This is a genomic window from Acidobacteriota bacterium, from assembly GCA_020845575.1.
GTDB lineage: Bacteria > Acidobacteriota > Vicinamibacteria > Vicinamibacterales > Vicinamibacteraceae > Luteitalea.
This window is the reverse complement of sequence record JADLFL010000001.1, coordinates 45627-59113: the sequence shown is the minus strand read 5'-3', so window position 1 is coordinate 59113 and position 13487 is coordinate 45627. Positions and strand designations below refer to the sequence as shown.

The following is a 13487-nucleotide window of genomic DNA, read 5'->3' as shown; positions in this document are numbered from 1 at the left end:
CGGCATCCTCATGGCCGCACCACCTTCGCCGTCCCCAGTGCCGTGCCGATGTCGGAGAACCCGCGCACGCCGAGCCACTTGTCCGTGCCGGGGACCGTCACCACCACCTGGAAGCGGCCGTTCGCGTCGGCGAGGACCTGGTGGCCCGGCTGGGGCGACGCGTCGGCGGTGCCGAACGTGGCTGTCGTTTCGTCCACGTCGGTGAGTTGCACGTGTATCAACGTGCCCGGCGCGAGAGCACTGCCGTCGTTCGTCTTGACGCCCGTGCCCTCCAGCGTGATGGTCGTGCTGGTGGAACCACTGTTCCAGGCGAGAACTCTCCAGGTGATGGCACCGGCCGGCATGCGCGGCGCGAGCGTGTACGCACCCGGCGGCGTCACCGACGCCGTCACGCGATTGGCCGCGAGGTCGATCGTCGCGGGTACCGGGGTCCACTCCTGCGCACCTGTCAACTGATAGAGCCGCAGGGTGCTCTCGTCGATGCCTGCCACTTCGGCGTCGTCGTACGTGAACGAGAGCGTCACCGGACCGGACAGCGGCGCGGTGGGTTGCACGACGTAGACGTCGCCCACACCGTAGTGAGGCTTGCCGGCCGGATAGGCGTCGGCGTTGGACCTGTAGGGCGCGGGCCGCGACGGTGCCGGGACCGGCTCGACGCCGATCGAGAACACCCGCATCAGCCTCGCGTCGATGGAGTTGCTGGCGCGGACTTCCGCCATGGTGCTCTTCCGTTGTCCTTCGGGGGTCTCCTCCCAGCCCTTACGGAGCAGCTCTCCCAAGCCCTGATAGACCTGATCGAGCCGGCTGGCGATGATCGTCGAGAGAATCGCGCCGCCGTCCGGCGGATTCACACGGATGCCGGAGTAGTCCTCAAGCAGGTATCCCTTCCCGCCGACGATGACGCCCCGCGCGCTGTCGTGCGTGGTCACGTACTCCAGATTGAGCGGTGAGACGGAGAAGCCGATCTTCGCCGCACGCGCGCCGACCCCGAGGTCCGTGGTCTCACCCTTGCCACGACGTACCTCCTCGTAGAAGTAGGTCTTGGTCGCCGGTGTGGCCACTTCGGAAACGTCGAACAACGCGCGGACGAACGCGATCAAGTTGTCGTACAGGTCCTGCGCCGAGAAGACAGACGGCTGTTCGGCCAGCAGATTGACGTTCCAGCCGAGACCGTTCAGGAAGTCGTTGGTGCGTTTCTTCTCGGCATCGGACAGCAGTTGCACGAAGGCGCCCGTCTTGCCGATGACGCGCCACAGCGCCTGTTCGACCTGGTCGTCAGCGGCCGTCCCGTCCTTGCCGTCCTTGTCTTCGACGACGAAGTTGAGACGGTACTGATCGTCGGTGTCGGCCGAAGGCGTGTCGGGATCCGCGATGTAGCCGAACGTCTTGGTGGTCTTGAACCCGACCTCGAGCCTGTAGAGCCGATACCGGCCTTCGCGGGGTCGAGCGAACACGCGGAAGCGGATGCCACCGTCGAAAGCCCCCGTCTCGCTGTTGGACAGCCGGCTCTCCACCCACTTCAGGTAGTCGACGACTTTTTCCTTGGCGACATCCGGCGCGCCACTCCCGTCGATCTCGCCCTTGGCCTTCTCGAGGCTCGTGGTGTAGCTGGACTTCCAGTCGTACTTGCCCTGGATGTCGATGGTGTGGACGAGGTCAGTCGGCACGTCCTCGTCGACAACCCGCCCCGGGATCAGGTGCTCGAACTTCTCGTATGCCACGGAGGCCGAGGCGGTGCCGCCCGCCTGCTCGCTGAAGAACGGAGACGTCTTGTTCTCCTCGCCCTTGGGGCCGCTCGACTTGTCCACGAAATCGATCGTTCCGTTGAAGCCCTCGGCTACCGCTTCCGCGCTCAGCGCGAGACCTGCGACGCGTGCATTCCGGTACTCGCGGTAGGCCTTCTCCGGATCGAAGAGCTGGCCCATCTCCTGCTCGAGCGCCTTCTTCATGTACTGGTCGGTGCCGAAATTGAAGAGGGAGTTGAGTTGGGATGCGTCAGCCTCCGACATGTTGGGGAACAACAACACGAGGAACGGCCAGTCCAGGCCCATCGTGCCGAAGTTCGCAGGATTGGCGGCGAAGTGGTAGCGGTACGCCTGCGTGGCCGACGCCTTGCCGCTGGCCTTCAACGACAGCCCCTTGGCCTGCCACTGGGCACCATTGAACTCGCTGGAGGCCGAAACCCCTTCCCAGCCGAGATCGCCACTGATGCCGACCTCCGCCTTGCGCTCCCAGGTGACGCCCTGAATGTTCTCGACCGGCGGCTCGATCGTCGTCCGACCGGCTCCGGCCGGATCCAGGTTCAGCGGTGTCGACGGCAGTTCGACACGGTACGCGCCACCGAAGTCGGCCGACAGCCCCTTGCCGAAGACCTTGAGGCCGACGCTGATGGCCGCCCCCGCCTCGATACTGGGCTGGTAGGGGAACGTCCCCAGCGACTGCACGGAGAACGTCTTCTCGGCGTTGCACACCGGCGCCCGTCCGTTGACGGACGCGAGTGTCCACGTCTCCAGACGCGTCTCGTTCCGCGCGGGGATGGCAATCCCCGCGATCGGGTTCTTGCTCGACGCCACGACGGTCGTGAACAGGCCCTTCTCGTCGGACACGAACGTGTACCCGTCGAGGCTCGTGCCGCCGTCGCCCACGAACGTCACAGCTACGTTCGGGAGTGGCGCCAGCGTGGTCGGATGGAGCGCCATGTAGTGACGCACCGCACGGCCGCCCATCTTCACCCTGGAGACGAGCGGATTCGGGTTGGGCTCCAGCTCGGCGATCATCGGCTCGCACCGCGCGCCAATCCTGAGTATCGACGCCGTCGAGATGCCCATCTCCGGCGCCATCGCCGTCGCGACCGACTCCAGATTCGCCGGCTCGGACGGCATCAGCATCGGCACGTCTCGCACCTTGGTGGCGCCCGGAGCGATCCCTCCGACGCTGACGTAGTTGCCCTTGAGCGACGTACCGGCGAGGACGTTGTCGACTGGCGTGCCGCCCGTGTTCGTCACGGCGACGCGCAGCGTGTAGCTCGCCCCGAGATATGCCGACACGGGGCTGGTGTGCTCCTGTCCGTCGAGCACGACAGACTGCGTGACAGTCAACTGCGGCGCCGCGAGGCAGTACGGATCCGGCGCGAGCAGCGACGGGTTCACGTGCGTGGGCACGTTTGCGGGCAGGTCCGGCGGAACGCCGAAGGCATTGAGGATGTAGTAGAACGCACCCGCCACGTTGTTGGTGCGATCGGCCTCATTGGCGGACCGCTCAGGGAGGTCGAGCGTGAAGGCGATGTACCCTCTCTGTCCCCACGCACGCTGGTCTACCTTGATCGGAAACGCGTCGATGGATCGGCTCGTCGGCACCGGCATGTACTTGCCCGTCGTCGCGTGGCGATACGCGGGGAACATGAGCGAACCGCCAGGGAGATTCAGCGCCATTCGGCACCTGTCGCGAAGCATGGGGTCGGGATCGTCTCCCTCACTGTCCTCGCCCACGCACCCGAGTGCCCCGTCCCCACCCGGAGGTGCGACGTACGCGCGCAGGTACACGTCCGGTGCGCTCATGAAGCCGCGGTTGTAGACCTTCGGAGCTACGGTGACCTTGGTGTTGCGGAGCACCTCCACGATGCGTCCGCCCGACGCGGCCCGACCACCTGGACCGTTCCCTTCGGCATACACACGATTGGCCTCTCGTTCCGAGGCACGCGGATCGCCAGCAACGGCCGTCTGGTACACGGGCCACGTCCGGACCTTCGTGAGGCCCACGAAGAGGTCCACGTCAGCGATGAACTTGTCGGCTTCGCGCTCGGTGACGATCGGCTGCTCGTCGGCCTTCACCCGATAGAACTCATTGATCTGCAGTACCTCCGCTTCCGTGAAGAGCCCCGTCGCCATGGCACGCACCGCCGTCGCGGCGACGTACTCCTCCATCGAGCCACACGGTTTCGATGGCCACTCGGACGGACGCACGGACCTCTGGTAGATGAGACAGGCGTCCTTGCGGAACACTTTCAGGCCGTCGGCCTCGTTGCCTTCCTCGCGGCGCAGCCTGAGGAAGATGTCGCGAGACGGCGCATGCGCCACGATGCGCGCGGCCGCAGCGCGGATTCCCGCCTTCGCCGCCGTGTGGTACTGCTTCACCCAGAGATCGTGGAAGGTGGAACGCTCGTCGCTCGCGCCGCGGAAGCGCAGGTACACCTTGGCCTTGGCGAGCATGAACTCCATCAGCACGCCCCACTCGTACCCTTCGGCTTCGGAGATGCGTGTCACCTCGCGGAACCGGCGGAACCTGGCTTCGAACTCGGCCTCGTCCACCATCACCGCGGCGTACGCGGGCTTGTAGCCCTCGGTCCCCCGTAGGTCCACGCCGTATGCCTCCGTCAGGTGCTTCATCGCGAGCAACTGACGGCCCATCGCCAGGTCGTTGTCGGCGTCGCCGGGTAGTCCCTGGATGGTGCGCTCGAGGCGGTACTCCATGTTCTCGAGGTCTCTTGAGAAGTTGGGGATGAACGAGATGTCCTTGAAGACGACGCCGGTATCGCCGACCGCCCGAGGCTGCTCGGTGATCGGATCGATGAACGGGTCGCTCAGGCCCGCCACCACGCACCCGGCCAGCAACACCGAGGCCCGCTCGCCTTCGCCGTCCCAGTTCGGATCGGGGACCTGCGTCTGGTACCACTCGTCCGGCATGAACGTGGAGATGTCGTGATCGCTCACGAGCGGCTGGTAGTTGGATCCGCAGGCACGTACGGGATCGGCGGCCCAGAGACATGCCGAACTGCCTGACTCGATCAGGCGCAACTTGCTCACGTCGAACCCAGGGCACGTCTGTTCCGCACGCGCGAGTCCGAGCACCACGCCGCGCTTGATGGCCGACAGTTCCTTCGCGAGGACGTCTCCGAGACTGCCGGAGACGACGCCGCGCGCCTTCTTGTCGAGGTCGGCGGTCAACTCGACACCGAGATCGCAGCAGCGATCGGCGACGAGCCATGTATCGAGCGTGGAGGGCGTCGAGATGTACAGAAGTCCCGTGTCACGGTCCAGGCGCAGCCCGTTGGCACCCTGTGGATACGAGCGGCTGTAGATGATCCGCGGATCCGCTTGGCCGTCGGGAGGGTCGATCTCCCCGCGAGCGAGGTCGACGATCTTGAGGAACGTACCGGATCCCGAGTCGACGAGCGCAATCGCGCGCGAACGCTCCTGGTCGATCTCGATCTGCTTGACGACGCCGTCGACCGATACGTCCATGAATCGGTACGCGTCGGGCTCGCCGTTGGCCTTGGAGATCCGCACGACCACGATCGACTGCTGCGTGCCGACGACGGCGATGTCCATCCGTTCGTCTGCCTGCTGCTCGCCGTCACGATTGAGGTCGATGTGCACGCCCTCTCCCACCGTGACGACAGTTGGCCTCAGCGACTCGAACGCGGGGGTCGGACCAACGGCGAGTTCGTTGAGCGACTCTCCGAGCACCACGAGCTTGCCCTTGTTGTCGGAATCCCAACCGACAGCGACTACGCCGTCCCTGTATCGAGCGATGTCCTTGACGCGCAGCATCGGATAGGTGGTCCGCACACGCCCGCTACCGGCGATGGCATCGGTCACGCCGAGAGCCATCACACCGTGGTTCTCCACGGCGACCATCGCCACCACGCCATAGCTCACTTCGTGCAGCACCACACCGCGTGCGTATCCGGCCACGTCGACCAGGCTGTTCGAAAGGGTCATGCCCCCCATGTAGTCGAGAGAACCCGGCTCGGAAGCGCGGAAGAACTGGACCCCGCTGCGATTGACGTTGAAGTACGTCGTGGCCAGCAGCATCTGCCTGCCAGCCCCGAGTGCCGGCAACCGATCCGTGTCGATGGCCGCGATCCGCTGCAGACTCTCCGTCCCCGTGTTCAGCCCCCGCGACACCGGGCGTGCCGGGTCGGTCCCGTCCAGCCACCGCACGTTGTCCCGCGAGCCGCCAAGGACGGCGAAGAGATGTCGTTTCCGCTGCGTGCCGTCGTCGCGAAACAACCAGGCCGTGTCCTTGAAGAGGCCCGTCGGTGTCTCCTCCGCGTCGGGCAACGACAGCGACCGCGGCTGGAACGTGTTGACGAGAAACGTCGCAGGCTCGGCGAGCGTGTTACCGGCCAGGTCCAGTGCCCCGCTCACCGTGACCGTGTACCGCCTGTCGAGGTCCAACGGCACATCGGGCACGAACGTGGCCACCCGGTTCTGGTCCGAGATCCGGACCTGCCCGGCGACCTTCTCGTCGCCCGACATCACCGCGATCGCCTTGCGGACGCTCTCGACGTTCATCGACTCCGAGAACGTGAATGTCAGCAGACCTGCTGGGTCGAACGTGTCCATCCTCGACGGCGCGGACAGCAGCGTGGGACTGACGTCGTCGTCGGTCAGGGGCGGTAGTTCGACGGGTTCGTCACGCGGCGGTGCCTGGCCGAAGATCGTCTTCAGGATCTGCCCCGTGTTGACGTTCCGCAGTACGTACTTCACGGTCGGGAGCTCGACCGCATAGGGGGGTCGCGTGTCGTACTCGGTGACGACTCTGTACGTGGCGCCTTCTGGTCCGTCGAACGGGAACTCCAGGCCACCCTGCACGATCGCCTGAGAGGGAATGTCAATGCCTCCGAACCCATCCTCGTCGGACGCCAGGTAGAGGCGGGTCCTCGCGGGTCCAGAGACGCCGCCCATCTCCTCGCGCGGAGGATCGATGGTGCCGGGCGATGCACGCAGCACCAGGTTTCCGGGACCAACCGCCTGGAATGTCATGAACGGCACATCGCGGCGCAGGTCGAAGTCCACCAGGCCGAGGTAGTCATGGGGCGTCACCGCCTTGACGGCGACGACGTCAGCGACCGCGCCCGGCACGTTGACCGTCATCTTCTGGTCGTCCACCAGCGCGACCAGGGATGCGTTCGCTCTGACGGCCACGACCTTGAACGCCGTCACGGGCTTGCTGATGATGTCGGGATCGACAACGAGCGTGACGGGCGAGGCGACACCCGACGACTCGAAGCGAAAGTCCATCGTCTGCTTGTCGGCCTCGTTCACATCGATGAACGAACGCTCGTTGTCATAGCGCGTCGCGTGCACCTTGGTCCCGGTCGGATCCTCGGGCCCGATGGCATACACGGTGAACGCATCGTTCCTGAAGCCGTGAACGCGCAGGTGAAACGGGGCGACGCGACGCTCGAACCGCAGCGGCGCGGATCGGCCCTTCAGTTCCACCTCCAGAGCCGTGTCCGCCGGCCGCAGGGCATCACCCGGCACAGTGACCCGCGTCGTGTTCGGCGTGATCGACATGCGCCCGACGAACGCCGGGAAGCAGACGACCTTCGGCAACTCGACGCTGAATGCCGAGTAGGGAATCGCGATGGGCGCGCTCTGGAAGACCTCCATCGACATCTTCAGCTTGTAGCGGCCGTCGGCATACATCTGCGCGTAGTTCAGGCCGTACGGCACCGTCGACTTGAGCAGGCCGTACACGGCGGCGGCCGTCACGCCCGGGCACGGCGGCGACGCGGTGGTCAGGCGACCGTCGCGGTACTTCACCGTGTCGGTCACGTTCATCGCCCATTCGCCGTTGACGAAGATCGACTCGGTGAGCACCCACTGATCGGTCGGCTTGTCCTCCGGCCCCGCGGGCCACGAGACGTCCACGTAGTGCGCCGGCGTCGCGCCGTCGAAGTCGAGGCTGATCGCCTTCTCCAGGCTGAAGTTCACGCGCTCGGCCTCGGACAACTGCCGCGGGAAGTCGGCCACGGGCACGGCCTTCATCGTCACGACGGTCCCCGCGGGGAACGTGCCCGGCTTGATCGACGCGCGCGTGCCTTCCGGTCCTTCGACAACGCCACCCGCCGCCGACACCGCCTGCGACACCGACCCGTCGGGGTTCTGCTGCCGCATCGTCTCGATCGCCACGATCGTCGCGTGCTCGTCCTCGTCCACGATGCGGACGCGCAGGACATCGGTGACCGACGCGACGAGACCCGTCGCGAAGCTGCCGTCGGCTGTCGTGAGCGCGAGCGCGCTCGTGCCGCGCGTCATGTTCTCCACGAACACGCGCGTGCCGGGGACCGCCGTGCCCGGCGCACCGGTCACCGTGACGCGACCACCGGCGTCGGGGACCGACGCGGTGACGGTGCCCGGCGGCGGCACCTCCGGACCCGACAGATCCACGGTCCTGAACGCACTCGTCAGCGCCGACTGGAGCGCGTGTCCCGCCAGGTCGGTGATGGCCGTCGAGACGGTGAGGACGTAGCGCGACGCCGTCTCGAACGCGGCAACCGAACGCACTTCGAGCACCGTGCCGCCCCGCGTGAGCGCCGTGGTGAACGGCACGTCGACGTCGCCAGGACCCACGAGACGGACGGCGCCCGTCACGCTGCTCGCGGCGATCGGCTCGGAGAACGTGACGGTCACCGGGTCGTCGACGAGCACGCCACGCGCGTCGCCGGCCGGACGCACCGCCGTGATCTGCGGCGGAACGGGCACGATCGTGAGCGTGAGCGGCGTCACCGTCTGCGATGGCAGGAACGCCGGCCGCTCACCGCGATCGCCGCGCTGTTCGTCAGCCGCGGCCACGACGACCGCGCCATTCGGCGCCGCGACGAAGTACGCGCCTGCCGCCGTCGAGACCGACACCACGGGCAGCGTGCTCGGCGTCACGACGGCGCCGACCACCGCCGCACCAACCGGATCGACAACGCGACCGGCGGCAAAGCCGAGCGGACTCGGTGCCTGGAGCAGGACGTACGTGCCGGCGGCGCGGATCCCGGGCAGTCCGGTCGGCTGTCCGCCGGCCTCGAGCACCACCTGCACGCGGCCGCCGACAACGGCGGCAAGACCCGCGAGTTGGTAGACCGATCGTCCGTTGATCTCCGTGAGGCGCGCGACGACGACGCGCGTGGCGTCGGTCAGCCCCGCGGGCACGGGCAGGCTCAGGCTGGCCGGCTGCGTGAGGCTCGTCACGAGCACGTCGATCGCGTCGAGCGCCGTCACGCCGATGGGCAGCGTCAGGCCGAGCGACTCGACGGGCACGCGGCGCACGGCCATCTGCGTGGCGGCATCGACGGCGCCGGCCGGAATCGCCAGTTCGACTTCATCGTCTCCCTGCACCGTCCCGCCACCGCTGCCGACGATGCTGCCGCCGGTGAGCGCGATCGGGATGCGCAGTTCGACGCTGATGACGCCGCGCTGGAGCGAGAGCGGATCGAACGCGCGCGACGGTCCGACTGGCACCGTCGCTTCCGACGTGAGAGGCGCCGCCGGGCGCTGATAGAGCACCACGTCCTGCAATCGACCCACGGGCCGCCACCGCTCGCCGTCGACGAACGCATACGTCTCGTCGAGCGCCGCGTGCAGGAACAGGCCGCTGGTCACCGGCGCGACCGACGTGACGGTGCCCGTCACCATCGATCGCGCGTCTGGCGATGCGAAGAGCACGCGCGGATCCGGCGTCACGGCGCTCGTGACGCTGTCGCTCGGTTCCGGCCGCGGTACGCCGGCGAGCCACGCCCCTGTCACCGCGGCGGGTGGCACCAGCGGCAGCGCGTCGGCGAGCACGACCACGTACTGGCCACCGCGCGTGACGCCGTGCTCGATACGACCGGATGCCACGGCGACGGCATCGGCCACGACACGCCACTGCTCCGCAACAGCGTCCCACTGCACGAGCGCGGGCGTGCGTCCGGCGGGCACCGCCACGTCGAGCGGCATCGACAGCGACACGGGCAGCACGAACGCCTGCGCGTCGGGCCCGACGTGCGCCGCGGCCACAGGCGTCCATCCGGCGGGCAGATGGGCCGTGAGTCCCTGACCCGACACGTGCGCGAGCGTCAGCGCCGCCGATCCGACGACGGCCCCGGCGGCCACGTCGAGCCGATGTGCGCCCGACGTCAGCGCGCCACCCGCCGCCGACGTGACGGGGACGGCCGTGCCGCGCGGCGTGAGGCGCGCGTCGAAGACAGACGCGATGGCACCAGCCGCGACATCGACCATACGCGTCGTCTGCACGTAGCCGTCCAACTGGACGACCACGCGCACCGCGCCCGCCGGCGTGTCCACCTGATAGCGGCCCGCGGCGTCGCTGATGATGTCGCGCCTGAACGAGACGGGGCCACCGGGTACACCAGAAGTGATCGCCACGCGCGCGCCCGCCAGCGGCAGGCCCGAGCGATCGTCGAACACGCGTCCGGTGACGAGCCCGACGCCCGTGATCGGCCGATCGACAATCGTGATCGTCGCCGAGGCACTGCCGGTATTGCCGGAGAAGTCACGCGCGACGGCGGTGACCTGCAGCGTGGTGCCGACAGGCAGATCGGGAACGGACACCGGCACGCTCCACGGCGCCTTGCGCAGATCGTCGATCGTCAGCCCCGCGACCGAGAACGTGACGCCAGCGACGCCGCCCGGATCGGTGACCACGGCTTCGACCTGCACCGTCGCGCCACCGAACGCTGTCGCGGGCGCGAACACCGACACCGTCGGCGCGGTGGTATCGGCGTCGGCCGTCACCTGCACGACGCGCGTGACCGACGCGCGATTGCCCGCGTTGTCGACGGCGTCCGCGCGGACGGCCAGCGGGCCCGCCGGTCTCGACACCGGCACCGCGTACGCCCACTCGTACGGGGCATCGGTGTCGACACCCACCGACACTTCGTCGACGAAGAACTCGACCTGCGCGATCCCTGATTCGTCGGAGGCGAGGGCGAGCGCCGTCACCGTGTCGCCGGGCCGCGTGGCCTCGGGCGTGCGCAGATCGAGCTCCGGAGGCGTGACGTCGGGCGTCGAGGCGATCGCGATCGCCAGTTCGTCGGCGCTGACGTGTCCGACCGCGTCCTCGGCCGTCGCGCGTACGCGCACGATCTGCCCCGGCGCCGCCACGTCCGGCAGGCGCACGAGCGTGGCGAACGGCGCTGTCGTCTGGGGATCGCGCGGCTCGCCATCGACGACGAACGTCACGCGCGTGACGCCCACGTCATCGGACACGCGCGCCGTGACGCGCACCTCTGTGCCTGGCAGCGCGCGCGTCGGGCCGTCGAGCGTGATGACGGGCGCCAGCAGGTCGTCGCCCTCCGCGGGCACGACGTTCACGACGAGCGTGTCGCTGCCGACGAGCTCACCATCGCTCGCGACGAGTTCGATCACGTAGCGGCCAGGCATGCCGAAGGTGGCCGTCGTGGCGAGACTGCCCGCGGCGGCGAACGACACCGTCGACGGGCCGATCGCCATCGACCACTGCGTCGAGAGCGACGACCCGCTCGGCAGGCCATCGTCCTGCACCTGACCGACGAGCGGCAGCGGCGTGCCCATCACCGCACGCACGTCGGGGCCCGCGTCGACGCGCGGCATCGTGTTGGTGGGTGGCGCGGCGTCGACGATGACGGTGACGTCGGCGCTGGCCGACAGCAGGCCGTCGCTGGCCGTCGCGCGCAATACGTAAGTACCTGCCTGCGAGAACGTCACGGCCGATGAGGCGGCGGCCGGCGAGGCGAACACCGCCACGCCGGGTCCGGTCACCTTCGACCACGACACGGCCGGCGGCGCCGCCGTCGGACGGCCATCGTCGGCGACCGTCGCGCGCAGCATCGCGGCGCTGGGCAGCGTCACGCGGGCATCGCCCGCCACGCTGATCGTCGGCGGCGCGTTGACGGGCGGCGGCTCCGGCTGCACGACCACCGTCATCTCCGCCGATCCGGCGAGCGCCCCGTCGTCGGCCGTCACGCGGAAGACGTACGTGCCGGCCACGGTGGTCGTCGCGCTCGTCATCGCGCTGCCGCGATCGGCGATCACCGCAACGCCGGGACCGCTCACCTGACTCCAGGTGACGACGATGCGCGCGGGCGCCGGCCTGCCGTCGTCGGTCACCGTGGCGCTCAGCGCCATCGGCGAGGGCAGGACGATGGTGGCTGCCGCGCCGGCCGTGACGACCGGCGCGGCGTTCGCGGGTTGCGGGGCCGGATTGACGGTGACGCGCACTTCGTCTGACGACGAGAGGTCACCATCGCTCGCATTGACGCGCAGCACGTAGACGCCGGCGTTCGGGAAGAACACCCCCGTCGATGCCTGGGTCGGCGTGGCGAACGTCGCCAGCGCCGGGCCTGACAGTTGCTCCCAGGTGATCTGCAACGCGGACGGTGCCGGGTAGCCGTCGTCGGTCACCTGCGCGTCGAGCGTGACGCCGGCGGGCAGCGTCACGACGCGATCGACGCCGGCGTCGACAGCCGGTGCGCGGTTGGCGGGCGTCGGATCGACGCCCCCGCCGCCCTGTTCCGCAACGGTGACCGTCACCGTGTCGCTCGCGCTCAGCAGGCCGTCGCTCGCGGTGAGACGTAATACGTAAGTCCCGACTGTCGAGAATGTCGCGGACGTGCTCGCGCTCGTCGGCGCGCCGAACGTCGTGGTGCCAGGCCCGCTCACCTGCGACCACTGCAACGCCAACGTGCTCCCGGCCGGCAGCCCATCGTCGTTTGCGGAGCCGTTCAACGTGGCAGCAGCGGGCAGCGTCACCGCCTGGTCGGCGCCGGCATCGACCGTGGGCGCCGCGTTCTCCGGCGGAGCCGCGGTGACGGTGACGGTCACCGTGCTGTTCGCGCTGAGCTCCCCGTCGCTCGCCGTGAGACGCAATACGTACGTGCCGGCTGCCGAGAATGTCGCGGACGTGCTCGCGCTCGTCGGCGCGCCGAACGTCGTGGTGCCAGGCCCACTCACCTGCGACCACTGCAACGCCAGCGTGCTGCCGGCCGGCAGCCCATCGTCGTTCGCGGTGCCGTTCAACGTGGCGGCCGCGGGCAACGTGACGGCCTGATCGGATCCGGCGTTCACCGTCGGCGCCGCGTTGGTGGCCGATGGCGCGACAACGCTGATGCTCCTGTCCCGCGCGAGGACGCCTGGCGACGTGACGTCGAGACTGCGCACGCCGAGCGCCGCGTTCTGCGCGACGGACACCTGCACGACAAGGCTCGTCGGCGACGCGACGGTCACCGCGCCGACGGTGATGCCCGCACCAAGCGCCACGCGAGCGCCCGACGTGAACCCGGCGGCGGGCGAGCCCGTGACAACGATCTCGCGCGACTCACCCTGCTGGAGCGTGGTGACCGACGGCGTGATGCTGACGATCGAGACCGACGCCGCGGTGCTCTCTTCACCGGTCGTCGTGTTGCGTACGCGGATGGACGCCTGCCCCAGCGGGAGCGCCGGAACGGCGACGGACAGGCGGCGAATGCCCTGCGCCGCGTTGACCGTCGCGATGGCTGACGCGCGCACGGTCACCGCATTGCCGCCCGCCGGCGTGAACGTGACGTCGTTGGCCGTTGCCGTTGTCGCGAACCCCGTACCTGTCAGATTGACCAGCACGCCGGCCGACACGCGGCCAGGATCGACAAGCGTCAGTGCGCCCGCCTGAAGGCGCACCTGATGGCCGGCCCCCGCGAGGCTCGCGAGGAACAGCAGGATGGCGGCGGTCAGTCCCTTGTGTCTCATGTCGAG

1 protein-coding gene is annotated in these 13487 nt (G+C 68.7%); it reads right to left on the bottom strand.

What is annotated here, in order from left to right:
- Window positions 1-8 precede the first annotated feature (8 nt).
- On the bottom strand, window positions 9-13481 hold the full coding sequence (locus tag IT182_00210; GenBank protein MCC6161758.1) for an Ig-like domain-containing protein: 13473 nt from the start codon (window positions 13479-13481) through the stop codon (window positions 9-11).
- Window positions 13482-13487 lie beyond the last annotated feature (6 nt).

Coding starts and splice junctions, on each gene's coding strand:
- IT182_00210 (MCC6161758.1), bottom strand. CDS start 13,481: ATGAGACACAAGGGACTGACCGCCGCCATCCTGCTGTTCCTCGCGAGC.